General features: G+C 62.6%; 26 protein-coding genes, 1 tRNA gene and 2 pseudogenes. 13 read left to right on the top strand and 16 right to left on the bottom strand.

The features are described from left to right. Positions 1 to 303: 303 nt before the first annotated feature. Positions 304 to 621, bottom strand: a complete 318-nt coding sequence (locus NKH33_RS02940; RefSeq protein WP_352817933.1) for a glutathione S-transferase N-terminal domain-containing protein — start codon at positions 619 to 621, stop codon at positions 304 to 306. A gap of 194 nt (positions 622 to 815) precedes the next feature. Continuing rightward, positions 816 to 1,685 (bottom strand): NmrA/HSCARG family protein, encoded by an 870-nt coding sequence (locus NKH33_RS02935; RefSeq protein ID WP_352469670.1) that lies wholly within the window; start codon positions 1,683 to 1,685, stop codon positions 816 to 818. A gap of 101 nt (positions 1,686 to 1,786) precedes the next feature. On the opposite strand from NKH33_RS02935, the gene NKH33_RS02930 reads away from it, so the two are divergent. Continuing rightward, positions 1,787 to 2,680 (top strand): LysR family transcriptional regulator, encoded by an 894-nt coding sequence (locus NKH33_RS02930; RefSeq protein WP_352918145.1) that lies wholly within the window; start codon positions 1,787 to 1,789, stop codon positions 2,678 to 2,680. A 128-nt stretch (positions 2,681 to 2,808) separates the two neighbouring features. On the opposite strand, the gene NKH33_RS02925 is transcribed toward NKH33_RS02930, so the two are convergent. The 3 genes from NKH33_RS02925 to NKH33_RS02915 all read right to left on the bottom strand — a co-directional run bounded on the left by NKH33_RS02925 (position 2,809) and on the right by NKH33_RS02915 (position 6,167). Further along, on the bottom strand, positions 2,809 to 3,870 hold the full coding sequence (locus NKH33_RS02925; RefSeq protein ID WP_352469672.1) for an alkene reductase: 1,062 nt from the start codon (positions 3,868 to 3,870) through the stop codon (positions 2,809 to 2,811). 32 nt (positions 3,871 to 3,902) lie between these two features. Next, complete coding sequence (locus tag NKH33_RS02920) at positions 3,903 to 4,931, bottom strand: NADP-dependent oxidoreductase (RefSeq protein WP_352918143.1); 1,029 nt, start codon at positions 4,929 to 4,931, stop codon at positions 3,903 to 3,905. A gap of 369 nt (positions 4,932 to 5,300) precedes the next feature. Further along, entirely contained in the window at positions 5,301 to 6,167 is an 867-nt protein-coding gene (locus tag NKH33_RS02915; RefSeq protein ID WP_352685390.1) for a LysR family transcriptional regulator, read from the bottom strand. A gap of 126 nt (positions 6,168 to 6,293) precedes the next feature. On the opposite strand from NKH33_RS02915, the gene NKH33_RS02910 reads away from it, so the two are divergent. The 5 genes and pseudogenes from NKH33_RS02910 to NKH33_RS02890 all read left to right on the top strand — a co-directional run. Beyond that, on the top strand, positions 6,294 to 6,914 hold the full coding sequence (locus NKH33_RS02910; protein ID WP_352918141.1) for an isochorismatase family protein: 621 nt from the start codon (positions 6,294 to 6,296) through the stop codon (positions 6,912 to 6,914). A gap of 145 nt (positions 6,915 to 7,059) precedes the next feature. Next, entirely contained in the window at positions 7,060 to 7,485 is a 426-nt protein-coding gene (locus NKH33_RS02905; RefSeq protein ID WP_352918139.1) for a DoxX family protein, read from the top strand. Beyond that, positions 7,446 to 8,822, top strand: coding sequence for a CE1758 family FMN-dependent luciferase-like monooxygenase (locus NKH33_RS02900; RefSeq protein ID WP_352918137.1), 1,377 nt, complete (start codon positions 7,446 to 7,448; stop codon positions 8,820 to 8,822). Before NKH33_RS02905 ends, NKH33_RS02900 begins: the two co-directional genes overlap by 40 nt. Before the next feature lie 37 nt (positions 8,823 to 8,859). Beyond that, the gene (locus NKH33_RS02895) at positions 8,860 to 9,582 is read left to right on the top strand and encodes a CE1759 family FMN reductase (RefSeq protein ID WP_352814170.1); all 723 of its coding nucleotides are present in this window, start codon (positions 8,860 to 8,862) and stop codon (positions 9,580 to 9,582) included. A gap of 32 nt (positions 9,583 to 9,614) precedes the next feature. Continuing rightward, positions 9,615 to 9,827, top strand: a pseudogene (locus tag NKH33_RS02890) (transposase); the annotation flags it as partial. Positions 9,828 to 9,871: 44 nt separating this feature from the next. Here NKH33_RS02890 and NKH33_RS02885 read toward each other — a convergent pair. After that, positions 9,872 to 9,948, bottom strand: a tRNA-Met gene (locus tag NKH33_RS02885). Between the two features lie 236 nt (positions 9,949 to 10,184). On the opposite strand from NKH33_RS02885, the gene NKH33_RS02880 reads away from it, so the two are divergent. Beyond that, on the top strand, positions 10,185 to 11,159 hold the full coding sequence (locus tag NKH33_RS02880) for a Gfo/Idh/MocA family protein (RefSeq protein WP_352452922.1): 975 nt from the start codon (positions 10,185 to 10,187) through the stop codon (positions 11,157 to 11,159). A 13-nt stretch (positions 11,160 to 11,172) separates the two neighbouring features. Here the strand turns inward: NKH33_RS02880 and mnmA are convergent, their stop codons facing one another. Then, positions 11,173 to 12,363 (bottom strand): tRNA 2-thiouridine(34) synthase MnmA, encoded by a 1,191-nt coding sequence (mnmA, locus tag NKH33_RS02875; RefSeq protein WP_352456412.1) that lies wholly within the window; start codon positions 12,361 to 12,363, stop codon positions 11,173 to 11,175. A 261-nt stretch (positions 12,364 to 12,624) separates the two neighbouring features. Between mnmA and sciP the strand changes: the two genes are divergently transcribed. Next, a complete protein-coding gene (gene sciP, locus NKH33_RS02870; protein ID WP_023679563.1) occupies positions 12,625 to 12,900 on the top strand; it encodes a CtrA inhibitor SciP in 276 nt (91 codons plus the stop codon). A 57-nt stretch (positions 12,901 to 12,957) separates the two neighbouring features. On the opposite strand, the gene NKH33_RS02865 is transcribed toward sciP, so the two are convergent. Then, on the bottom strand, positions 12,958 to 13,884 hold the full coding sequence (locus NKH33_RS02865) for an NADP-dependent oxidoreductase (RefSeq protein ID WP_352849939.1): 927 nt from the start codon (positions 13,882 to 13,884) through the stop codon (positions 12,958 to 12,960). 93 nt (positions 13,885 to 13,977) lie between these two features. Here NKH33_RS02865 and NKH33_RS02860 point away from each other — a divergent pair, with 93 nt between their 5' ends. Beyond that, complete coding sequence (locus NKH33_RS02860) at positions 13,978 to 14,373, top strand: winged helix-turn-helix transcriptional regulator (RefSeq protein WP_352683855.1); 396 nt, start codon at positions 13,978 to 13,980, stop codon at positions 14,371 to 14,373. A gap of 61 nt (positions 14,374 to 14,434) precedes the next feature. On the opposite strand, the gene NKH33_RS02855 is transcribed toward NKH33_RS02860, so the two are convergent. Continuing rightward, positions 14,435 to 14,812: a flagellar export protein FliJ gene (locus tag NKH33_RS02855; protein ID WP_023719275.1), complete on the bottom strand. Its 378-nt coding sequence runs from the start codon at positions 14,810 to 14,812 to the stop codon at positions 14,435 to 14,437. Positions 14,813 to 15,262: 450 nt separating this feature from the next. Here NKH33_RS02855 and ctrA point away from each other — a divergent pair, with 450 nt between their 5' ends. Then, positions 15,263 to 15,958 (top strand): response regulator transcription factor CtrA, encoded by a 696-nt coding sequence (ctrA, locus tag NKH33_RS02850; protein WP_006203583.1) that lies wholly within the window; start codon positions 15,263 to 15,265, stop codon positions 15,956 to 15,958. Between the two features lie 105 nt (positions 15,959 to 16,063). Here the strand turns inward: ctrA and NKH33_RS02845 are convergent, their stop codons facing one another. Next, positions 16,064 to 16,432, bottom strand: coding sequence for a response regulator (locus tag NKH33_RS02845; protein ID WP_352452918.1), 369 nt, complete (start codon positions 16,430 to 16,432; stop codon positions 16,064 to 16,066). A gap of 238 nt (positions 16,433 to 16,670) precedes the next feature. Then, on the bottom strand, positions 16,671 to 17,300 hold the full coding sequence (chpT, locus tag NKH33_RS02840) for a histidine phosphotransferase ChpT (RefSeq protein WP_352452917.1): 630 nt from the start codon (positions 17,298 to 17,300) through the stop codon (positions 16,671 to 16,673). A 340-nt stretch (positions 17,301 to 17,640) separates the two neighbouring features. On the opposite strand from chpT, the gene NKH33_RS02835 reads away from it, so the two are divergent. Continuing rightward, positions 17,641 to 18,222, top strand: a complete 582-nt coding sequence (locus NKH33_RS02835) for a DUF1134 domain-containing protein (RefSeq protein WP_023679557.1) — start codon at positions 17,641 to 17,643, stop codon at positions 18,220 to 18,222. Positions 18,223 to 18,371: 149 nt separating this feature from the next. Then, positions 18,372 to 19,535, top strand: coding sequence for a coiled-coil domain-containing protein (locus tag NKH33_RS02830; protein WP_352767289.1), 1,164 nt, complete (start codon positions 18,372 to 18,374; stop codon positions 19,533 to 19,535). Positions 19,536 to 19,572: 37 nt separating this feature from the next. Here NKH33_RS02830 and NKH33_RS02825 read toward each other — a convergent pair whose 3' ends face one another. Next, a complete protein-coding gene (locus NKH33_RS02825) occupies positions 19,573 to 20,370 on the bottom strand; it encodes a TrmH family RNA methyltransferase (protein ID WP_352502237.1) in 798 nt (265 codons plus the stop codon). A gap of 312 nt (positions 20,371 to 20,682) precedes the next feature. On the opposite strand from NKH33_RS02825, the gene NKH33_RS02820 reads away from it, so the two are divergent. Then, entirely contained in the window at positions 20,683 to 21,687 is a 1,005-nt protein-coding gene (locus NKH33_RS02820; RefSeq protein ID WP_352918134.1) for a L,D-transpeptidase, read from the top strand. A 55-nt stretch (positions 21,688 to 21,742) separates the two neighbouring features. On the opposite strand, the gene NKH33_RS02815 is transcribed toward NKH33_RS02820, so the two are convergent. The 4 genes and pseudogenes from NKH33_RS02815 to NKH33_RS02800 all read right to left on the bottom strand — a co-directional run bounded on the left by NKH33_RS02815 (position 21,743) and on the right by NKH33_RS02800 (position 24,411). Beyond that, positions 21,743 to 22,081 (bottom strand): ArsR/SmtB family transcription factor, encoded by a 339-nt coding sequence (locus NKH33_RS02815; protein WP_023679553.1) that lies wholly within the window; start codon positions 22,079 to 22,081, stop codon positions 21,743 to 21,745. Positions 22,082 to 22,254: 173 nt separating this feature from the next. Beyond that, positions 22,255 to 23,016: a HugZ family pyridoxamine 5'-phosphate oxidase gene (locus NKH33_RS02810; protein ID WP_352822358.1), complete on the bottom strand. Its 762-nt coding sequence runs from the start codon at positions 23,014 to 23,016 to the stop codon at positions 22,255 to 22,257. 16 nt (positions 23,017 to 23,032) lie between these two features. Next, positions 23,033 to 23,793 (bottom strand): annotated as a pseudogene (locus NKH33_RS02805) (SDR family NAD(P)-dependent oxidoreductase). A gap of 63 nt (positions 23,794 to 23,856) precedes the next feature. Next, positions 23,857 to 24,411, bottom strand: coding sequence for a GNAT family N-acetyltransferase (locus tag NKH33_RS02800; RefSeq protein WP_352815212.1), 555 nt, complete (start codon positions 24,409 to 24,411; stop codon positions 23,857 to 23,859). Positions 24,412 to 24,492 lie beyond the last annotated feature (81 nt).

The following is a 24,492-nucleotide window of genomic DNA, read 5'->3' as shown; positions in this document are numbered from 1 at the left end:
ACTTGCTTTACACCCGCGTTCATAAACACTCAGAACGCGCGGCGATGGCAGGAATGGTCGATATGGTCGCGCGGATTGCCGTGCGAATACATGCACAACGCGCGTTTCGCTTTGCCTTCCGCGGTAATCGAGGCATCTGAACAGAAAGCATATCCGACAATATTGCCGCGGACTGCCTTCCGGACGCCCACATAGGTGAACAAGTACGCTCCCGTGGTGAACCCGACCCAAAGCGCTTCTCCCACTGGCGAAGAGACTGCACCATCAAGGTCCGGTGTCAAACACCCAGTTTCGAACCGGCTCTCAGACCGCCTGCTGCTTGAGCCGCATGTTCTCGCGGTACAGGCTGATGTGGTCCTTGAAAATACCGCCGACATAATCCTGGAAGGTCGGCAGCGTCGCGATGTCGATGGCGGCGCCCTTGGCAAACCAGGCGATGATCTCGTCGGATTCCGTCATATACTGTCCCGGCGTTAGCTCGACAGTTGGAAAGCCGACCTTGGGCAGGTGCGCGGCGAGCTTCTCTGTGATCTGGCACTTCTCTTTGCTGCCCTGTTCGACCAGCCGGATGTCGACCTGGTCGAGCAGTCTCGCCTCAAGCAGGAACACGCGAACCTTCATGCAGAACGGGCAGCCATGGAGCAGGTAGACGAGGGCTTGAACACGGTATTGGTCATGGCAAATGCCTTTTGCCGGATGCACTGCGGGTTGGCCGTGGGGCGGCTATGCGCGCTCGAATATGCCGCCGCATGACCCCGTTCGGCCGCCGGCGTTGCAAGCGCACCGGCAGGCCGATATTCAGACATGCGGAAAGATCAAGCCAAAACAGCGATTTCCGCTGCGAAGTCGCGATAGGAGCGCAGCGGGCGACCCAGCATGCCGGTCAATCGATCAACATCCCCTGCCTCAGGGACCATGCCAACCACAAGGAAGCGCTCGGCCATGAGACGCATGTCGAGCGCCATCCAGCTCGGTGCGTAATTTCGGAGGTTTTGCTCGAACCCAGCGGTATCGTCGCCGCCATAGTGGATCGTCCGCCCAAGAACATTCGACCAGATGGCGGCGACATCGGCACCGGTCAGCGTGTCGGGACCAACGACATTGATCCGCTTGAGAGGAAGCGGCTCGCTTGCCTGCTCACGGCGAACCAGCTCGATGGCTGCGATCTCACCGAGATCGCGCGCGTCGACCATCGCGATGCCTTTGTCACCGATCGGCATCGGATAGACACCGTGACCGAGCACCACGTCCTTCACCGAATAGTCGTTGTTGATGAAGTATGCAGGCCGCAGGATGGTGGCGTTGAAGCCCAGCTGCTCCAGCATGCGTTCGACACTGAACTTACCGGCGAAATGCGGCACGTTCACGTAGATGTCGCTGTGAAGCACGGACAGATAGACGATCCGCTTGATCCCGGCCTCATGGGCCAGATTGAGGGCGATCAGCGCCTGGGTAAACTCGTCGGGCACCACGGCGTTGAGCAAGAACAGGGTGGACACGCCCGAGAAGGCCGTGCGCAGCGCATCGACGTCAAGCAGATCGCCTTCGGCGAGGGCAACGGCGGCTGGTAAATTGGCCTTCGAGGGATCGCGGACGAGCGCGCGCACATTAGCGCCGCGCTTGATGAGCTGATCGACGACATTGCGGCCGACGGTTCCGGTTGCACCGGTGACGAGGATAGTCATGTGGTCACTCCTGCTTTTATCAGATCGTTAGCGCTATTTAGGAGTCCACAAACGCACCGGAAGCTGCCATTTGTAGACACCCTGTCTCACTGGTGGAACACATGGACCTGCTCGCCCTAGCCGACTTCAATCTGGTTGCACGTCATGGTGGATTCGGGCGAGCCGCGCGCGCCACAGGGCGCCCCAAGGCGACGCTCTCGCGGCGCGCCGCAGAACTGGAGAATAGCTTGGGCCTACGCTTGTTCGAGCGCGGGGCGCGTACCCTGAAGCTCACGCAGGAGGGAAAGGACCTGCATGAGCGAACCAGTCGCTTGCTGACGGAAGTGGAGGAGACGGCCGCAGCGATTGCGTCGGGAGACCGGGAACCGCGTGGAAATTTGCGGATCAGTGCACCGTTGCTCTTCTCTCAACTTGCGATGGGTAAGCTGGCGGCAGGCTTCTCGCTCAAATATCCCGACGTTATCCTTGAAGTCACGACCGAAGACCGTGCAGTCGACATGGTCGAAGAAGGGTATGACCTGGCCATTCGCGTCAATCCGCGTTCCGATGAAAGCCTGGTGGGACGGGTCTTCATGCGTGATCGGCTTGTGATCGTGGCGAGCCCGCAAGTGGCGAGACCGCGAGACGGAGACGCCGCTCCCGCTGTCGTGCGGAGCTCGGACAGAGGACTCTCGTTGTGGAATATCAAACCGGACACGGGGCCGACGACGATCGCGTTCACCCCGGTGCTCAGCCTGTCGTCGCTCATCATGGTTCGCGATGCGGTCGTCATGGGCGTGGGTGCGGCACGGTTGCCGGTATCGCTCGTGAGTCATGATCTGGCCGCCGGCACATTGGTGCATTGGGGGGACGTGGATGGTCCGGATACGGCCCTGTGGACGCTCTACCCGTCGCGGCGCCTGTTGAATGCCCGCGTTTCCGCCTTTCTCGACCATCTGAGAGGAGCGTTCCCAAAAGGAACTCCCGACGAATTGGCAGCGTTCATTCGGATTTGAAGCCGCCACGGTTACCTTCTGTCGGCCAACGCCATCACCCACGTCGCGGGCCAGCTTGATCCAATAACGCAAGCGACGACCGCCAGAAGGTGGCTGCTGCAGTCCGATGAACTACAGCAGCCGACGCATCAGCCCGCAAGCCGCGGATAGTCCGTGTAGCCGGCCGCGCCACCGCCATAGAAGGTGGATGGATCGGGCTCGTTGACGGGCGCGCCCAACCGCAGACGCTCGACGAAGTCGGGATTGGCCAAAGCCCAACGGCCGATCGAGGTCATGTCTGCCTGGCCCGAGACGATGTCCTGGTCCAGGGCTTCGCGTGTGCGGCCAAGCCGCAGCACCATCAGGGTCGTGGGCCACGCACGGCGGATGTCGGCGAGGAACTCGTCGCCCCCGCCATACATCAGATGGAGATAGGCCAGCTTCAGTGGTGCCAGCGCGGCGACCAGTTCGCGATAGAGCGCAGGACTCTCCGGACCTTCATCAAGCCCGCCCAAAGGCAGGCCTGGCGAAAGGCGGATAGCGGTGCGATCGGCGCCGATCTCATCGGCGACAGCCTGCGCCACTTCGACGGCGAACCGAATGCGGTTAGCGATCGGCCCGCCATAGGCGTCGGTCCGGTGATTGGCGTTCGGCGCAAAGAACTGATGGACGATATAGCCGTTGGCGCCGTGAATCTCGACGCCGTCGGCGCCGGCATCGATAGCCAGCCGCGCGGCCCGCCGAAAGTCCTGCACCGTGGCGGCGACTTCCTCGGTCGTCAGCGCGCGCGGCTCGGGGATCGGCTGCATGCCGCTCGCAGTGAACATCTGCTCACCGGGCGCGACGGCCGATGGGGCGACGGGCTGACGGTGATGCGGCGTGTTGTCCGGGTGCGACATGCGGCCGACATGCATGAGCTGCAGGAAGATCTTCGCGCCTTTTGCGTGAACCGCATCGGTGACCTTGCGCCAGCCGGCGACATGTTCGGGTGCGTGGATCCCCGGCGTCGCGAAATAGCCCTGGCCATCGGCCGAGGGTTGCACACCCTCGGTTATCAGCAGGCCAAGGGAGGCGCGCTGGGCGTAGTATTCAGCGGCGTGCTCGCCCGGTACGCCGTTGAACTCGGCACGGCTGCGAGTCATCGGGGCCAAGGCCAGGCGGTGGGGCAGGTCCATTTGGCCCACGCGGACCGGACTCCAGATAGTCGTCATGATAAACTCCTTGAAAGTTGAAAACTTGGTGATCAGCGGGTGAAATCAGCGACGATCTTGCCGGGTGCGTGGCCGGTGCGATTGCGCTCGATTGCGGAAGCCAAATCATCGAAGCCCACCACGTCGGCGATCGTCGATCGCAGGGCGCCGACGGCGACCTGCTGGGCGATCGCGGTCAGGCGCGCGGTATCAGGTTTGTTCGATAAAAAGACGCCGCGGCGGCCTGGCGGCGTACGTGATGCGAGGTCCGTGGCGGCGATGCTTACGAGAAGGCCATCGGGCGACAGGACTGCCCAGGAGCGGTTCACGACCTCACCACCGACGAGGTCGACGACGAAATCGATGTCGCGCGCAAGCAGCTCGAAGTTCTGCTGCCGATAGTCGATCACCTCGTCCGCGCCGAGCGCCCGGACATGTGGCAGGCTATTGGTCGAGGCCGTGGCAAAGACCGTCGCTCTGGCCGCCTTGGCGAACTGGACGGCAAAGCCGCCCACGCCGCCGGCTGCGCCATGGATCAGCACCCGCCGTCCGGAGAGGTCGAAATCCGCCGCCTGAATGACATGCCAGGCTGTCATCGCCGCGACCGGAATGGCCGCCGCCTCCACGTCGGACAGTGATGCCGGCGTCAGGACGAGCTTCTCGGCGTTGATGACCAGATGGTCGGCGTAGGCTCCGACGCCACCGATGGCGGCCATAACCCGATCCCCGGGCTTCACGCCTGTGACGCCGGGGCCGGTCCGAAGCACGACGCCGGCCATTTCGATGCCAAGTGTCGCGGGCAGGGTCAGCTTGAAGCGCTCGCGGAGGTAGCCTTCACGGATTTTCCAGTCGATACCGTTTACCGCGGCGGCCTTGACCGACACCAAGACCTCGCCCGGACCCGGCTCGGGCGCGGATACGCTATCGACTGTCAGCGATTCGGGGCCGCCATAGGCTTGAAGACGTAAGGCTCGGCCGGGGGCAAGCGGTTCGGATGTGGAGGCCCCGCGCTTGAGATCAGCGGATTGGATCATGTAGGTTCTCCTTCTTGGCAGAAGGTATGCGTTCGAAATCCGCGCCATAAGTCATCGAAATAAGACAGTCTGTCTCGCTGGAGAGACACCTAATGGCCTTCCGGCGTCTCCAATTTCGTATTTGTGGCCTTATCCGTACGGTGCTTTTCGGCCAGGCGGAAAAGCGGTCGGCCGACGGCGACCTTGTAGCGGCGCGTGATCGGGCTCGTCGATCATCAGCGCCAGGATCAGATGGGCCATGAGCCAGCTTCGGACGAGCCGCTCATCGCGTGCAGGAAGCTTATGGGTGCCCATGCCGCTCTTGAGCCGCTTGAAGGCGAGTTCTGCCAGTGTCTCGATCGAATACTAACCATAGCCTTCGGCCGGGTCCGCAGAGTGCACAGCCGCCGATCTCCATTGGCCGTCGGGCGCCCGTCCTCAGCCGGCGTGATATTCGAGCATGATGTCGATCAGCGCTCTGACTTTGCGTGGCGGGAAGTCGCCGGGAGGACGCACCACATAAAGCCCTGCCGCGACCACCGTGTGGTCGGCAAGCAGGGGGATGAGCGCACCGGAGGCGATGTGGGGCTCGATCAGGAAATCCGGCAGGGCCGCCACGCCGAGTCCGGCCAGCGCCGCCGAAAGGAGCGCTTCGCCGTTATCCGCCTTGAAACGACCGTGAGGATGGACCGCGATCGTTTTGCCTCCTTCGACGAACCGCCATGCTTCGGTCCCCTGCAACAGGCACTCGTGATCCGCCAGTTGGCCAAGCGTTTGCGGTGCCCCATGCCCGGCGATATAGGCGGGGCTGGCGACAAGCATCCCGGATATGGGCCGAATGCGTCTGGCGATCAGGCTCGAGTCAGGCAGAAATCCCGCCCTGATTCCCGCGTCGAAGCCCTCGGAAATCAGATCCACGAAACGATCGCTGTAGGCTGCATGAACATGCAGCAAGGGATGGCGTCGAGCGAGTTCGGCAAGAACCGGGGCGACAAGCCTCGGCCCGCCAGACAGGGGCGCGGCGATACGCAGAAGCCCGCGCACCGCGCCATCGGGTGCTATCGCATCCTGTGCCGCCTCGAACTCGCCGAGGATGCGAGTGGCGTGGTCGCGGAACGTCGCGCCGGCCTCCGTCAAGGCGGCGCCGCGAGTCGTGCGAGAGAGCAACTGGCTTCCGAGCGTTTCCTCCAGCCGAGCCAGTCGGCGGCTGACGACGGATTTTGCGACGCCCAGCCGCCGCGCGGCAGGCGATATGCCTCGCCCCTCCGCGATCTCCACGAAAGTCCTGACGTCCTCAATCTCCATAGCGTTCCGCTTTCAGCAACAATCAATCGCAAAACCGAAGGCTATCTTAAGCCGACAAGGAACGCCATCCTTTGTGGGTCAGTTCATCCGGCATAGCCGCGCCGGATCAACCCCATGGAGAAATAGATGAGCGTGCAAGACGTGTGGAAATACGAAGAATCTGCGCTGGTGCTGATCGACTACCAGCCGGAAATGTTCAGCCAGATCCGATCCGAAACGCCGGCCAACCTGGTCGAGCTCAACGTGCGGCTACTGATCAGGGCTGCACGGGCTTTCGACATGCCCATTATTCTCTCGACGGTCGGTGCGAACATGGGTGTCAACGGCCCCACGGTTCCGGCGATCCTCGCCGAACTGCCCGGCATCGAGGTGATCGATCGCTCGACAATGAACTCGTGGGAAGATCCGGCCTTTCGCGCCGCGGTCGAGAAGACCGGCCGCAAACGGCTGATCATCGGCGCCCTCTGGACCGAGATCTGCCTTGCTTTCCCGGTCATCGATGCGCTCAAGGACGGCCATGACGTGGCTTTCCCGGTCGACGCCGTCGGCGGTCGGTCGCAGCTTGCCCACAGCACGGCGATCCAGCGGCTCACTCATGCCGGGGCGGTCCCCAGTACGGCCTTGGCTGTCGTTACCGAACTCTTCCGCGACTGGGCGGGGCCGGTGGCCGACAAGGCCCGCGCGCTGGTGTACTGGTATTACGAGGAGCTTGCGAAGCTGCAGGGTCGGGCCGCAAAGGCCGCCTGAAGCGCCAGGCCGAGCACGGTTGGAGCGGCGGGGAAGCCTCTGACAGGGCCGATTTTTCCCGCCTGTTCCACCGGCAGCACCGACGAGCCCCGCATAGTCGGCTCTCCCGCCGCCAATTTCCCTATTTTCGAAAAGGACGATCAAAATGAACACTCAAACCGGCGCCGTTCGCGGCCCCATCAATCGTTGGAGCCTGGCGCTGTGGATCGCACAGGCGCTCCTGGCTCTCCTCTATCTGGCAGCCGGTGGCGCGAAACTGACACAGCCCATCGACGCGCTCGCCGCGAGCATGAGCTTCGTCACCCATGTACCGGAAGCCGTCACACGGCTGATCGGCACTCTCGAAGTGCTGGGCGCTGTCGGTCTCATCCTGCCGGCCGCGACGCGGATCAAGCCCTGGCTGACGCCGCTGGCGGCTGTCGGGCTTTCACTCATACAGGTGGGGGCGATCATCACGCATGCGCTGCTCGGCGAGACGGCCAGGATGCTGCCCATCAACCTGACGCTGCTCGCCTTGTCCTTGTTCATTGCTTGGGCCCGGCTGCGGAAAGCCAAGATCCCGGCTCGCTGAGCATGGCGAGTCACGAAGAGGGTAGGCCGGCCCGCCACTCGCGGATCACGACCCGTCGATGCAGACATCTACCGACATCGAGCCCCTGGAGCTTCAAAATGCAATTCGGAATCTTCTCTGTCAGCGACGTCACGCGCAACCCGATCACAGGCGTCACGCCGAGCGAGGCGCAGCGGATCGATGCGATCGTCAAGATCGCGAAGCGGGCGGACGAGGTCGGGCTCGATGTCTTCGCCATCGGCGAGCACCACAACCCACCCTTTTTCTCGTCCTCGCCGACGACTCTGCTCGCCCATATCGCCGCGCAGACGCAGCGCATCATCCTCAGCACCGCCGTGACGCTCATCACGACCAATGACCCGGTGAAGATCGCGGAAGACTACGCGATGCTGCAGCATCTCTCGAAGGGGCGGATGGACCTGATGCTCGGCCGCGGGAATACAGTGCCGGTCTATCCCTGGTTTGGGCAGGACATGCGTGACGGCGTCGCACTGGCGCTCGAGAACTACAATCTGCTCCACAAGCTGTGGCGCGAGGACGTTGTCGATTGGCAAGGCAAATTCCGGACCCCGCTGCAAGGCTTCACGTCGATCCCGCGTCCGCTCGACGATGTTCCTCCCTTTGTCTGGCACGGCTCGATCCGCACTCCGGAGATCGCCGAGCAGGCGGCTTTTTACGGGAACGGCTATTTCGCCAACAACATCCTTGCGCCCAACTTGCACTTCCTGCCGCTGGTGAACTTCTACCGCGAGCGGTTCGAGCATCACGGACACGGCACCAAGGAGCAGGCCGTCGTCGGGCTTGGTGGCTATGCCTTCATCGCGAAGCGCTCGCAGGACGCATTCGACCGATTCCGGCCCTATTTCGAAGGCAGCCCCATTTACGGAAAGACCTATCAGCTGGAAGAATATTCGCGCGATACGCCGCTCAGTGTTGGCAGCCCGCAGGAGGTCATCGACAGGACGCTGACTTTCAGGGAAGCCTTCGGCGACTACCAGCGGCAGCTGTGGGTTCTCGACGCCATGGGATTGCCGCTCGAGATGGCTCTCGAGCAGGTCGAGCTGCTGGGCACCGAGGTGGTGCCCGTGCTCCGCAAGGAAATGGCGGCGCGACGCTCGCCGGGCGCCGCCATAGCCCCGACGCACCGGAGCTTGGTGGAGGTCAAGTATGGAGACCAGCCGCCGCGCCAGCCGCGTCCGAACGCCAATCGCGGAGACAACCTGACGGATGTCCGGCCGTATCACGATACTGACGAAAACGTTACAGCGCGCGCCCCGCTGGTCGCGGGGCAGGCCGCCCGGTCCGGCAAAGCCGACGTTCCACCCGCGGAGCTGTAGGTCGACTGGCGGGTACATTCAGGAAAGGATTCGAGTGATGACGAAGGCGATCGAGTGCGTTAACGAGCCCATACGGCTCGTCGTGGTGAACGCAGGCGTAAACGATCCCTCGACAACGCGGATGCTGGCTGACCGCATCGCACAGAAGAGCATCGAACGTATCACTGGTACGGGAAAGACCGCCGTCCTTAGCGTCATCGACCTGGCTCCGCTTGCAGTCGATATTGCGCGTGCCGTGGTGGCCGGATTTCCCGAGGCCAAGGTGCAGTCCGTAATCGAAACGCTTGCCGGCGCGGATGCCGTCGTTGCCGCCACGCCAGTCTACAAGGCCGGTGTCAGCGGGCTGTTCAAGTCGTTCATCGATATCCTCGACAACGACTTGCTCATTGCCAAACCGGTGATCCTCGCCGCGACGGCCGGCACCGCCCGCCATGCGATGGTCGCGGACGCGCAGATGCGCCCACTTTTCGCGTTTCTGCGCACTTTTCCCGTGCCGACGTCGATCTTTGCTGCCCCGGAAGATTGGGGGTCGCCGGAGCTCGGCGGTCGCATCGATCGAGCTGCTACCGAGCTCACCCAGTTCCTGTTGAGTGGCACCAGCCGATCCATCGCGGACGCGGCATGGAAAGGCTATCAACACCAGTTCGCAGGCAATGCGGCGCGCGCGGAGCGCAGCGCTGCCGATGTCAATTTCGACACCGATCTGATGAAGCTGGCCGCAGGAGGGACGGCTGTAGAGCGGATGATCGTCAGAGGCTGAGGGAGCTGAATTTCCTTGCCCAATCCTTTGGCCTAGTTACCGCTTGCGGCCGCATCTGCATGCACAGGAAGAAGATCAACGTCTCGACCGTGCTCGCCGGTCAGAGGCTGGGAATCAAGGAGGTCGACGACGGCATTTGGCTCGTCAGCTTCATGCATTACGATCTCGGGTATATCGACTTGGAACAGAGGACCTTGCAGACCATCGACAACCCGTTCGGCACGAGGTTGTCACCCATGTCTTAGGTACAATCTGTTACCTATGTCTCCGGGTTGGACAAAGGTAGTTATGGTAGCGGGAGAGGGACTTGAACCCCCGACCCCAGGATTATGATTCCCGTGCTCTAACCAACTGAGCTACCCCGCCAGGGCGGCGAAGGCCCGAAATCCAGCTTAAATCGGCAGGCATATCGGCGCGTTCGCCAAGGTCGCGCGGATATAAGGTTGCGAGGCCAAGCCTGTCAAGCATCGAAGTGGCTGCCGCGCCGGCATATTGCTGGCCCCGAAAGCTTTGCCGGGCAGACATTTGGGCGCACAGGCCGGGGTTGAGTTCAGCGAGGCACGTCGCTATGTCTCGGCCACGAAAGTCATGGTCATGAATTGATGAAACCGCGCATTGCAGTCCTCGGTTGCGGATACTGGGGCAGCAACCACATCCGCACCCTAAAGGCGCTCGGCGCGCTGCATGCGGTTTCGGACGTCAACCCCGCGCGTGCGGAGGGTTTTGCCAGCGAGCAGGATTGCCTTGCGATAGAGCCGGAGGCGCTGTTTGCCCGCGACGATGTCGACGCCATTGTCATGGCGCTGCCGCCGCAGTTCCATGCCGACATGGCGGTGCGCGCCGTGCTCGGCGGCAAGGACGTGCTGGTGGAGAAGCCGATCGCGCTGACGGTGGCCGATGCCGAACGCTCGGTGCAGGCGGCCGCCGATAATGGCCGTGTCTTCATGGTCGGCCACGTGCTGCGCTTTCATCCCGCCTTCGAGACGCTGAAGGCGCTGATCGACAATGGCGAACTCGGCGAAGTCCGCTACATCCATTCGCATCGGCTCGGCCTCGGCAAGTTCCACACCGAAAACGACGCGCTATGGGATCTGGCGCCGCACGATCTGTCGATGATCCTGGCCATCACCGGCACCGAACCGGTCGAAGTGCGCGGCGAAGGCGCTGCTCTTCTCGACAATCTCAGCGACTTTGCGCATCTGCACATGCGCTTTCCCAACGGCCTGCGCGGCCATCTGTTCGCCTCGCGGCTCAACCCTTACCGCGAACGGCGGCTGACCGTTGTCGGCACCAAGGCGATGGCGGTGTTCGACGATGTCGAGCCGTGGGAGCGCAAGCTTGCCGTCTATCGCCACGCGGTGTGGCAGGACAGCGGCCAATGGGCGTTCACCGCCAACGAGCCGTCCTATGTCGCGGTCGGTGAAGGCATGCCGCTGACGCGCGAGCTGGAGCATTTCATCCACTGCATCGAGACGCGGGCCGAACCGCGCACCAGCGGCGAGGAGGCCATCCGCGTGCTGCGCATCCTGACCGCCGGCACCGTCGCCCATACAAGGCCCGCCCATACAAGGCCCTAAGAGAAAACGCCGTCTATTCGGCGGGAACCCGCGCCGGCTGGACGGCAAGCCGCGTCAGCATCGCCTCGGCCTCGGCGCCGCGCTCGGAGCGCTCGATGAAGCCGCCGCCGAACACGCGCGCCTCGTTGCCATCGTCGGAATAGAGCACGCAAGCCTGACCGGGCGCGATGCCGGATTCGCCGTCGACCAGTTCCACCGAAGTGACACCGGCGCGGTGATGCAGCACGGCCGGGCGCGGCGGCCGCGTCGAGCGCACCTTGGCGAAAAGCTCAAGCCCGGCCGCCGGGATAGCGGTCAGCGGGCCATCGCCCAGCCAGTTCATGTTGCGCAAGAAGATCTTGTGGGTCTCCAGCGCCTCGCGAGGGCCGACGACGACGCGGGCCCGGTCGGCGTCGAGATGAACGACGTAGAGCGGCTCGCCCGAGGCGATGCCGATGCCGCGGCGCTGACCGACGGTGTAGCGCAAAATGCCCTCGTGGCGGCCAAGCACGCGCCCGTCTATATGGACGATGTCGCCTGGATTGGCGGCAGCCGGCTTCAGCTTGGCGATGATGTCGGAATACTTGCCCTGCGGCACGAAGCAGATGTCCTGGCTGTCCTGCTTGGCCGCAACCGTCAGTCCCATCTCCTCGGCGATGGCGCGAACCTCAGGCTTCGACAGGCCGCCGAGCGGAAAACGCAGATAGTCGATCTGTGCCTGGGTGGTGGCGAACAGGAAGTAGCTCTGGTCGCGGTCGGCGTCGACCGGCCGGTAAAGCGCGCGGTGGGCGCCATTGGCGCCGGAACGGATGTAGTGGCCGGTCGCCAGCGCGTCGGCGCCGAGTTCCTTGGCGGTCGCAAGAAGGTCGGCGAATTTCACCGTCTGATTGCAGGAAACGCAAGGGATCGGCGTTTCGCCGGCGACATAGCTCTCGGCGAACGGGTCGATCACCGCCTTGCGGAAGCGCTCCTCGTAATCGAGGACGTAATGCGGGATGGCGAGCGTCTCGGAGACGCGGCGGGCATCGTCGATGTCCTGGCCGGCGCAGCATGAGCCGGCCCGGTGCGTTGCCGCGCCGTGGTCATAAAGCTGCAGCGTGACACCGACGACGTCGTAGCCCTCGCGCTTCAGGAGGCCGGCAACGACCGACGAATCGACACCGCCCGACATGGCGACGACGACGCGGGTGTTTTCGGGGCGTCCGGGAAGATCGAGGCTGTTCATGGTTCTTTCGTTCTGCGCGGCGCTTCAATGCCAATGGCCGGAATATAGGTCAAGCGTCTCGGCTGCGCCAGCTTTGCCGGGCCGGCTCATTTTTCCTGCCGGGTTCAATGCGCTTGCCGGCAGATGTTTCAAATGCCGATGAAAAGGCTAACGCCGCGTTCATGATCCTTACCTAACCATTAGGGTCTGCTTAGGCAAATTTTAAAGCTGTGGCGGTAATGTGGTGGGGATTGGGTCTTTGAGTTTTTTGTAGAGAGTACGATGACCGATCTAATTAGACCGCGAGTCAAATATGTTATCGGGCCGGACGGCAGCCCACTTACCATCGCCGATCTGCCGCCGACGAACACACGTCGCTGGGTTATCCGGCGCAAGGCGGAAGTGGTGGCGGCGGTGCGTGGCGGGCTTTTGAGCCTCGAAGAGGCATGCCAGCGCTACAAGCTCACCACCGAGGAATTCCTGTCCTGGCAAGCGTCGATCGACGAATACGGCCTTGCCGGCCTGCGCACCACGCGCATCCAGCAATACCGGCATTAGGCCGATAAGGGCGCTGATCAGCGCCCTTACGTCTGCGAGGGGCGACGATCTGCAATTTCAGACCGTCAGCACCACCTTGCCGATCGGCCTGGTGGCGAGAAAGGCATGGGCGGCACCGGCCTGTTCGAGGGGAAACGCCTTTGCCACGTGGACGGCCAGCTTTTTCGCGTCGATCAATTTGCCGAGCTCCACCAGAGCGGCACGGTCGGGCACTACGGACATGCGCTCGACGTGGATGCCTCGCGTCCTGGCCTTTGCCTTGGTGGCATCGCTGACATCGAGCAGCGACACCAGAACGCCGCCGGCAGTGAGCACTTTCAGTGATTGCTCCGCATGCACGCCGCCGAACGGGTCCAGAACCAGATCGATGTCGCGGGCCTTCGCGGTGAAATCATCCCTTGTGTAGTCGATCACCTCGTCGGCGCCGAGCGAGCGGACGAAATCGAGCTTTTCCGGGCTGGCGGTCGCGACGACGTAAGCGCTGTGCGCCTTGGCGATCTGCACCGCCAGGTGGCCGACGCCGCCGGCTCCGGCGTGGATCAGCACGCGCTTGGCAGAATCGAGCCGGCCATGGCGGACAAGGCCTTGCCAGGCCGTCAGGCCGGCCAGCGGCAGCGCGGCGGCTTGCGCGTGATCTATGCCTTCAGGTTTCGGCGCAAGCTCATCAGCCGGGACAGCGGCGAGTTCGGCGTAGGCTGCCGCCTGTTTGGGAAAGCGCGGCATGCCGAACACGGCATCGCCGACCTTGAGGCCGGAGACGCCGGAGCCCAGCGCCTCGACAGTCCCCGAAACATCCCAGCCAAGGACAAAAGGCGGCTCGCCAAGCAGCGGATAGTGGCCGCCGCGCACCGCACCATCGACCGGATTGATGCCGGCCGCTTCGATGCGGACGAGCACTTCGCCGGCTTCGGGTGATGGCGCGGGGCGATCGGCAATGACGAGGACATCGGGTCCGCCGAAGGAATTCTGGATAATGGCACGCATGGAAGGCTCTCCTGCTGGTTTTGATGTGCCACTATCATTTGGATAGTTATTTTCTCTTGTCTAGTATGTACCTTGTTGATATATACACACCTCATGGATAGTGAAGATGTTTCCCCTTTTGGCTATGACGCCTTTCGGCGGTCGTGCCCGTCACACGCCGTGCTCGAGACGCTCGCCAGCAAATGGGTCTACCTGGTGATCTGTGCGCTGCGCCGGGGCCGGCTCCGCAACGGCGAATTGGCGCGCAAGCTCGAAGGCATCACGCCGAAAATGCTGACGCAGACGCTGCGTATCCTGGAACGCGACGGGCTTGTGCGGCGCGAGGTTTTCCCGGTCATTCCGCCGCGTGTCGAATATGAGCTGACCGAACTTGGCCAGAACCTGGCAGGACTGCTCAATCAGATCAGAGCCTGGTCGGAGCAGCATGTGCCCGACATCAAAAATGCGCGCGCACGGGCGGCGGAACAGCAAGTAGATCTGGATGCCTGAGGCGGGCACAGTCGGTGCGCAGCAATAGCGCACAAGCGCGACGCGCGTTAGAGTCTTGTTTTCAGCCGATCATGGCGCTGCGGCCGCCGGCTTCCGTGTCGCGCGCCTTGGTGTCGCGCGATTCCAGCATCTCGGCCTTGGAAAGCTCCGCTTCGGCTTCGCTCAGCAATGATTCGGCGACATTTCGCTGCTGGGCGAGGTCGCTTTGCGAATTTCTAAGGTTGTCGCGGCGCAGACGTGCCGCCTTGGCGAAGGTCGGATAAGCAAAGTGATTGATGTCGGTGATGCCGGCCTTCTTCTCTTCGGCAGCAATCTGAAGTTCCAGCTCGACGGCCATGCGCTCGAATTCGGCGATCATCATGTCGAGCTGCAGCAGCTGCCGCCGCTTCTCGCTCACCTGAAATTGCTTCAGCCGAACGAGGTTTTCACGTGACTTCATGATTCGGTACTCCCGGAAACGCACACCTGCACATATCGTCCAATTCACCCGGCAAGGCCCAGGCTTGACCCGTTTCCACCGGCTTTCCCCGAACTATGGGAAACAAACTCCTAAAGTTTTTTGCCGGCGGTAACCATTCGTTTACGGGCATTGTTAATCATACGGCTCAGGACTTAAGGGCGGGTAAAAATTCTGCTTCTCGTCGGGAAACCCGGCCAACGAGTCCGAAGAGTCGCTTAGTCTGGCTTATTAATGTGCTGCATTAACGGTTTGGGTCTGTGATTCGTTATTGGATTCAACAAGGTGTAGAAAGGGGTTAAAAAATCTGATACCGTCATGGACGGGGAATTAGGTTTTATTAACCATTCGATGGCAGCCTCTGCTCAGGCAATCACTGCTCCGGTCCTGGACGGGTCGTGAAATGGTCCGGCAGCAGAAAAGGGGAATGAAATGCGCGTTCTGCTGATAGAAGACGACAGTGCAACCGCACAAAGCATCGAGCTGATGCTGAAATCGGAAAGTTTCAATGTCTATACGACCGACCTTGGCGAAGAGGGCGTCGATCTAGGCAAGCTTTACGATTACGACATCATTCTCCTCGACCTCAATCTCCCCGACATGTCGGGCTATGAAGTTTTGAGAACACTTCGCCTGTCCAAGGTGAAGACGCCGATCCTCATCCTCTCCGGCATGGCCGGCATCGAGGACAAGGTGCGCGGCCTCGGCTTCGGCGCCGACGATTACATGACTAAGCCCTTTCACAAGGACGAACTGGTCGCCCGCATCCATGCCATCGTGCGGCGTTCCAAGGGCCACGCCCAGTCGGTCATCACCACCGGCGACCTGGTGGTCAATCTCGATGCCAAGACCGTTGAGGTCGGTGGCCAGCGCGTGCATCTGACCGGCAAGGAATATCAGATGCTGGAACTGCTCTCGCTGCGCAAGGGCACCACGCTGACCAAGGAAATGTTCCTTAACCATCTCTATGGCGGCATGGATGAGCCAGAACTGAAGATCATCGACGTCTTCATCTGCAAGCTGCGCAAGAAGCTTGACGCCGCGTCTGGCGGGCAGAATTACATCGAGACCGTCTGGGGCCGCGGCTATGTGCTGCGTGAGCCCGAAGATATCCGCGTCAGCGCCTGAACTAGGGGCGTGATCCCAAGGTGGGCGCCGATTTTTTCGGAAAAGAACCCGGCAAAACAACAAGATAGAGCCGATCCGATTTTCGTCGGAATGGAACAGCTCTGATCAGGCGGCAATCTTCAAGGCGCGGAAGCACTCGAGCAGTTGCGGCCGGTTGAACGGCTTCAGCAGGTAGCCCTGGGCGCCGGCTCGTTTTGCCCGCATGATCGCCCCGACATCGACCTCGACCAGCGAAATCAAAACCTGCGGCAATACCGGGCTTTCCATGGCGCGCAGGCGGCGGATGAGGTCCTGCGCCTGCATGTCCGGCAAGGCGCCGTCGACGACGATGATATCAGGCATGTCGGCCGCGCACATCTCGATCGCCTCGTGGCCGCTGGCGGCTTCGATCACCATCATGCCGGAACCGCCCAGGATACGCCTTGCGACCTTCCTGATGACGCTCGAATTGTCGACGAACATGCAGCGTTTCATTCCGGGACCCTCTTTGCCATGCGGCGAACCGGCAGCGTCGTGGCATCTGCCGGGGAACATAGGCCGATCTGGTAAAGAAGCCGAAAAGCCGTTAGGTAAAATTTTCCTGAAGGTGTTTTAAGTGAAATCTTCTTTCGCAATGCTTCACGCAATCAATCCGCAAGCCCGCCCACAGATGTTAGGACAACGCCGCAAATATGACTTGAGAAAAATACTTTCCCCGCTCTTTAGGAGAACTTCAGGCTGCGGAAAGGACGATCTCGTCGGCGGTCGCATGGATCGAAATCGTCATGTTGGCTTCGCGGGCCAGGAGCAGCGTGTAATAGGGCTGCACCGAATGCGCGTCGATCGGCTCTTCCGGCCTGTGGCCGGAATGCAATTCCAGGAATTTGGGCGGCACGCGGAGCATCGGGCCGCTCGCCGCGAGCGCAAAGCGCGGCTCGGTCTCGAGGTTCTCCAGCGTGACCACCAGCCTGCCGCCGCGCGGAATGGCGGCGTTAGCGACGAGGATGAGATTGAGCAGCAGCTTGACCTTGTTCTTGGGCAACAGTGCGCGGGTTCCGTTCCAGATCAGTTCCGGCTTCTCGTTCTTCAGGAAGGCGATGGCCACGGCCTCGGCGTCCCCGGTGTCGATCAGCATGCCGGCGGAACCGGCGGCGCCGAAGGCGATGCGGGCGAATTGCAGGCGGGCGGAGGCGTTTTTGGCGCTTTGGCGGATCAGCTTCATGGCGTCTTCGTCGGCGCCGCCTTCGTCGAGCAGCTCAAGCCCGTTGTTTATGGCGCCGACCGGCGAAATGATGTCGTGGCAGACCCGGCTGCACAGCAGCGCTGCCAGATCGGGTGCGGAAAGGGTGAAAAGCTCGGCCATCGGCAAAAATCCCTGCAAATTTCACAACACAATGACCGGGCGATCATGATCACGCCTGTCCACACGAATCACGCTCTCTCCCAAGCATTCTGAATACACAGCGCTTGTGCGTGCAGCAACAAATCCGAAATCATGATTGTCGAAAATGGCGTGTTCACGCAGCAGGGTGCTGCGCGGGCGATGTGAAAACAGCCTTCGAACCGCCATCTTCATGTGGGAGTTTAATGGTTGAAAAAGGATTACGGCATAGTTTGCCCCTAACAGTCATCCTTAACGGCCGCCAAAGAGCCGTACGGGTGCGAGGCGTCGGCGAAAGTGCTCCCTGACGGAGATTGGAAGCATGGTTTCCCGATTCTACGACCGGACTTTTTTCCGTGTCATCTCAATGACGATCGCGCTCATCGGCCTTGTCGCCTTTTCGGCATCGGCGGCGCGGGCGCAGGAATACACCGCGCAGGAGATCGTCGATTCCGGTCATAAATTCTTCGGCGCTACATCGGGCGGGCTCGCCACCGTCGTCGAGAAGATTTTCGCCACCTATGGCCTGCCGAACGGCTATCTGCTCGGCGAAGAGGGGTCCGGGGCGCTGATCGGTGGCCTGACCTATGGCGAAGGCACGCTCTACACCAAGAATGCCGGCGACCACAAAGTGTTCTGGCAAGGCCCTTCGCTCGGCTGGGATTTCGGCGGCGAGGGCTCGCGCGTCATGATGCTGGTCTACAATCTCGACGATGTGAGCAGCCTCTATAATCGTTTTGGCGGCGTCGCCGGCTCCGCCTATGTCGTCGCCGGCGTCGGCTTCAACGTGCTGAAGAACAACAATGTGCTGCTCGTGCCGATCCGTACCGGCGTCGGCGCCCGTCTCGGCGTCAATCTCGGCTACCTCAAGCTCACCCAGCGCGCGACCTGGAATCCGTTCTGACACCTGCATGATGGCGCCACTGCGATTGGAGCTGTGATCCCACGGTCTGAGCTTTGCCGCGGCATACTCTTGCCGTGGCGCCGGATTTCCGTCATGCGAAGATGGCAAAGTCGACCTTTGGCGGTTGCCATGCACAACGGATAGTCATCTTGGTCCAGTCGATCCTGTTCTTTGTTCTCGGCTTTCTCTGCGCCGGCTTCCTGGCGCTGATGATTGCTCCGGCCGTGTGGCGGCGGGCGGTGGCGCTGACGCGCAAGCGCGTCGAGGGCTCGATGCCGTTGACGCTGGCCGAGATCCAGGCGGACAAGGATCGCATTCGCGCCGAGTTCGCGGTTTCGGTGCGCCGGCTTGAAATGACCGTCAAGTCATTGCGCGAGAAAGCCGCCGAACAGCTGGTCGAGATCGGCCGCGACCGCGAAGCCCTGAAGGAATTGGCGGCCGAGCGACAGGACAAGAACCGGGTCGTCGCCGATCTTACAGCCAGCGGCGAGGAGCTTCGCAAGCGCGATGAGCAACTGCAGCAGCTGTCGGAACGGCTTGCGGAGACCGAGCGCGCCCTCGAAAAGCGCGGGCTCGAACTGCGGAAACTGGAGCACATGTATGACGACGCCAGTTTTTCATCCAGCAGCAGGCAGATCGAGCTGGTGGCGCGCGAATCCGAGCTGCAGAAGTTGGCAAGCGACATTTCGCTGCTGCGCGGCCAGCGCAAGGAGGCGGACAGGCGCAGCCAGGAATTGGCAGCCGAAAGCAAGGTTTTGCGGGACGCGCTGAAGGCCGAGAAGAAAAGAACCGGCGACCTGGAAAAGAAGGTCGAACGCCTGCTCGCCTCGCTGGCCGATCGCGAGGACAGGCTCGAGCGCCGCGAGAAGGAACTGGTGCGCCTTCGCGAAAAGCCGAAAGGCGCTGAAAGGGCGCCTGCGGTGGGTCTTGCCGGCGTGCCAGGCACCCAGGTCAATGTGGCCGCCAACGGCGACATCGAACAGACAACCGCCAAGCTCGACGCCGACCGCGAGCGGCTGGAGGCCAGGCTGACGTCGCTGGCACGCGAGAACAGACGGCTGAAGACAGATCTTGCTGCCGTCGAAACGTCGAAATCGCGGACCGGAGACGATACCGGCAGCGCCAGCGCGGCATTGCGCGAAGAGATGAACGATCTGGCGGCGCAAGTCGTGGCCTTGACGGCAAAGCTCGACGGGCCGGATTCGCCGATCGCCCGGGCGCTTGCAGCGCCTGAGGATACGCGGCCGGGGAGCGGCGGACGCAGCCTTGCCGATCGGGTGCGGGCGCTGCAGAAGGCCGCTTCGACCGACTAAGATTCCACAAGCGCGAGCGGGACGCCCCGGCTCTAAATTAGGCTCCGGAAAAATGATGCAGCGCGATGGCTGATGCGGCGGCGACGTTCAGGCTGTCGAAGCCCTGCGCCATACCGATCCGCAGAGTCTGCAGGCGGGCAAGCAGGCTTTCCGGCAGGCCTTCGCCCTCGGTGCCGAGATAGAGCGCCAGCCGCTCGTTTCTCTTGGCATCGCGAATGTCGATCTGCCCGCGCGGCGACAAGGCGAATTGGCTGAAGCCTTGCCGGTCGAGCATTGCGGTGCAGCCGGCGGTATCGGCAAAGCAGGCGAAGGGGACTTTCAAGGCCGCGCCCACCGAGACGCGGATTGCCTTGCGGTACAACGGATCGCAGCAGGTCGGATCGAGAAGCGCGGCATCCGCGCCAAAGGCGGCGGCATTGCGGAAGATCGATCCCATATTGTCATGATTGGCGATGCCGACCAGCACCACGATCAGCGCGCGGGCGGGCAGTGCGCCGAGCAAAGCTTCAGCGGAGACGGCCGCGCCCTTGCGGCCGATCGCCAATATGCCGCGATGCATGTGGAATCCGGCAATCCTGTCCATGACTTCGCCGGATGCGACATAGATCGGAAGCCCGGCAGGCGCCTTGCGCAGGACGTCATCGAGGCCGGCCAGCCGGTTCTCGAGCACCAGCACCGATTCTGCCTCGAAGCGACGGGCGGCAAGCAGCGTGTCGAGCACCACCTTGCCTTCGGCGACGAAACGGCCCTGCCGGCCGGCAAGATCGCGTTCCCGGATGTCGAGATAGGCGGCGACGCGAGGATCCTGCGGGTCGTCTATGCGGATCGGATTCATGGCTTCCTCGGCGGATCTTGGCGTCGGCCGCGAATCGGGATTCGGCTTCGGAAGGCATGATGCCGGATCCGAAGCTCTGACCGTATCTCAGCGTCCAAATGGATGCACGCCGTTCTAACGGTCAAATCCAATCACAAGGCGCCGGGCCGAGACGCCTTGCCTGGCCTCCTGGCGGCATGGAGATATTGATTCCCGCGGCACGGCACTTCGGCCAAGCCGCTTCAATGCAGAATTTCGATGGGGCGAAGGAACCCCACGGGGCCATGCCGCGTCATAGAGGCGGGCTCCTGCTGCGGTCCTGGGACGACATCGATGATCAGGCTCCTCCTCGTCTTTGCCGCCACACTTGCCCTCGCATGCGGCGTGGCCCGCGCGGCCAAGCTCGATCCAGCCACCGTCAATCAGTCCCAATTCACTATCGGCGAACCGAAGGGTGTCGATCCGATGCTGCTGAAGGCGCAGATCCTTCTGGATCGCGCCCGCTTCTCGCCGGGCCTCATCGACGGTCGCCTTTCCCGGAACTTCGCCAAAGCCGTCGCCGCGTTTCAGGCGGCAAACGGACTTCCGCCCGATGGCAAGCTCAGTCCACAAACCTGGAGCAAACTCATCGCAACCTCCGCCAAGCCGGTGCTGGTGACCTATGAGGTGATGCGCAAGGATGTGCGCGGACCTTTCACCAGGCGTATTCCGGCTCGCTTGGAGAGGATGGCCCGCTTGCGGCGGCTCGGCTACCGCAATGCGGTGGAGAGGTTGGCCGAGCGCTTCCACGTCAGCGACCAATTGCTGCGAATGCTCAATCCGGGCACCAGCCTCAGGAAACCAGGCAGGACCTTGGTGGTGCCTGATGTCGGCAGAGGCGACCCTCCCGCCGGCGTCGCCACCGTCGAGGTCGACAAGGGCGCTCGCCTGGTGCGTGTGCTCGACCGTGCCGGCAAATGGCTGGCGGTCTACCCCGCCTCGATTGGGAGCGACGAGAAGCCGGCGCCAAGCGGCATGGCGGAGGTCAGGCGCGTGGTGCACAACCCTACCTATCATTACGATCCGGACTTCGCTTTCAAGGGAGTCAAGACCAAGCGGCCCTTCACCATCGCTGCCGGGCCGAACAACCCCGTGGGATCGATCTGGATCGATCTCTCCATCGAAAGCTACGGCATCCACGGCACGCCCGAACCGGGCAAGATCGGCACGACCTTTTCGCATGGCTGCATCCGGTTGACCAATTGGGATGCCGAAGACCTTGCCTCCATGGTGCAGCCGGGCACGAAGGTCGAGTTCAAGGACGAGATTGCGCAGGCCGCCGACGAGCGCGTTCAGTAGCAAAGCGGACTTGGCAGCAAAGCGGATTTGGCGGGGCATTCTCCGCCTCGGCCGCTCAGGTCCCGGCGCGACGCAGCCGGTGCGCCATCTGCGACAGTTCACCTTCGCCGAAAATGCCGTCCAGCATGTGCAGCAATTCGCGCACCGCCGCGGACTTGCAGGAATAATAGATCATTTGCCGGTCGCGGCGGGTCTCGACAAGGTCGGAAGCCCTGAGCTTGGCCAGATGCTGTGACAGGGCGGATTGGCTGAGCGATACCTTCTCGGCTATGGCGCCGACCGACATCTCGCCCTCGGCCAGATAGCTCATGATCAACAAACGTTTTTCGTTGCCCATCAGCGTCAGAAACGCAGCCGCGGTTCCGGCGTTGGCGACTAGTTTGTTCGAGACCATAGATCCCCCATGCCTTCTTGCTCATCCGCCGCTATGGGGGCAATAGCGTCGGATTCCATAGACTTTCCCTATAGATGCACGCCAGCGATTCAGCGTCACTCGCAAAGGTAGAACATTTCGCTCAAATCTCAAGGCTTGCTTTCCACGCAAGCCGATTAACTGTGCGGCTGTGATTAATTTGCCGATCGGGCAGCCTTGGCCATGTCAACCAGGACAGGCCTGAGGTCGCGCGCCGCTCTCAGCGGCTCGGGGAAAAAGACCCGGCAGACATTGTCGCCCGATACGAGATCCATCCCGTCGGCGTCGAACCCGGTGACGATCCAGCCGTCACTCTCGGCCCCGCCGAAATGACTTGCGTAGAGGGCAATCGCATCGAGATGGTCGGCGTTGATGTGGTCGAGCGCCGATTGCTCGCCGGCGGCAAGCTCTTCGACGATCGCTCCCGTCACGACCAGATCGGTGCGGTCGAGCAGATAGGCCTTGCCGAAGCCGCCGTTCAGGCTGGCGCGCTCCGGTTCGAGCCGGAAAATCGAGAAGTCGCCGAGCCCGGCATAGAGTTTTGCCTTGGGGTTGCGGTTGAGGTAGCGCCGCTCGGCACGGGCGTGTTCGTTCGCTCCGCGTTCGAGCCGCACGGCGCGGCAGACGAGCGTCAATCGCGGATGCGCCAGCGGATCGCCCTTGCCGGGTTCGCCGACGAGCAACGAGCAGCGCGGGTCGGCAAGGATGGCGCCGGTATGGGTGGACAGCATCGATACCAGGATCAATGGCGTGCCGTCGATGTCTGTGGCGACGCCGACCCGGCTGGCCAGCGGCGAACCGGTTCCTGGTTCGAGCACTGCCAACGCGCCGAAACGGGCGCTGCGGATCAGCGTCTTTGCCAGCCTGATCGCCTCGGTATCGGTCGCGCGGATCACGTCTTTCCTGGGTTCGTCCAAGGCATCACCGTCGCATTTATTTCGGCGCCATGCGGATGGCGCCGTCGAGGCGAATGGTCTCGCCGTTGAGCATCTGGTTCTCGATGATGTGCAAGGCAAGTGCCGCGTATTCCGAAGGCTCGCCCAAACGGGAAGGGAAGGGCACAGCGGCGCCGAGCGAATCCTGCACCTCCTGCGGCATGCCGGCCATCATCGGCGTCCTGAAGATGCCGGGTGCGATGGTGCAGACGCGAATGCCGGAGCGGGCGAGATCGCGCGCCACCGGCAGCGTCATGCCGACGACGCCGGCCTTGGACGCGGAATAGGCGGCCTGGCCGATCTGGCGTCATAGGCTGCGACCGACGCGGTGTTGACGATGACGCCGCGCTCGCCGCCCTGCAGCGGCTCGAGCCTGGCGGCGCGGTCGGCGACCAGGCGGATCATGTTGAAGGTGCCGATCAGATTGACCTCGATCACCTTGCGGTATTGATCGAGCGGATGCGGTCCGTCCTTGCCGATCGTCTTCATGCCGACAACGATGCCGGCGCAATTGACCAGGATGCGCGGTGCGCCGAGCGTCTCTGCCGCTTCCGCGACTGCGGCGGCACCGCTCTCGGCGTCGCTCACATCGCATCGGACGGCGATGCCGCCGATGTCAGCCGCCACCTTGGCCGCACGCTCGATACCGAGATCGAGAACGGCTACCCTGGCGCCGCCGGCGGCAAGAGCGCGCGCCGTCGCCTCGCCAAGGCCGGAGCCGCCACCGGTGACGATCGCAATCTGGCCGTTCGGGTTCATCTCGACGTCCTCCTCCGTGCCCAGACTATGCCGCCAAGCCACCGTGCGACAGCACCGGCACGGTCATGCCATCGCGGCGATGTGCGCGGCAATCCTTGCCTGGTCGGCGTGGCAAACCTCGCCCGCCAGCCTCGCCAACGCGCCCGGCACGATCTCGTGCGCCAAAAGCCGGTCGGGGTCGACCGGACGCGGCATCGAGATCTGCCCCCGCGGCAGCCTCCTGAAGCCGAGCGGGCCGTAGTAGGGTTCGTCGCCGACCAGCATCACCGCCGGCGCGCCGGCCTTGGCGGCGGCTTCCAGCGCGATTGCCACCAGCCGGCGGCCGATGCCGAAATTCTTGAAGGCCGGCCGCACAGCGAGCGGCCCGAGCATCAGCGCGCGGCCAGCGCCGGCGGCGATGCGCGTCATCCGTACCGAGGCGACGACGATTGTGCCATCGACGGCCACGAAGGACAAAGCCCGTTCATGCGGGCCACCTTGGCGGATCTTGTAGGCGGCGAGCACGAAACGACCTGGCCCGAAGGCCTCGTCATTGATGGCTTCGATTTCAGGATCGTGCGCCGGAGTTTCCGGCAGGTATTTCACGTCGGCCAGGTATTTCAAGTCGGCAAGGCTCATGGTCTTTGCGTTCCGGTATGCGAGGAAAGGTTTGCTGCAAGCGGCAGCGTTCGCCAGTCAGCGCTTCATCAAGCGCGGGCG

The sequence above is a fragment of the Mesorhizobium sp. M1182 genome (assembly GCF_040318335.1).
Lineage (GTDB): Bacteria > Pseudomonadota > Alphaproteobacteria > Rhizobiales > Rhizobiaceae > Mesorhizobium.
This window is presented reverse-complemented; position numbering and strand designations above follow the sequence as displayed.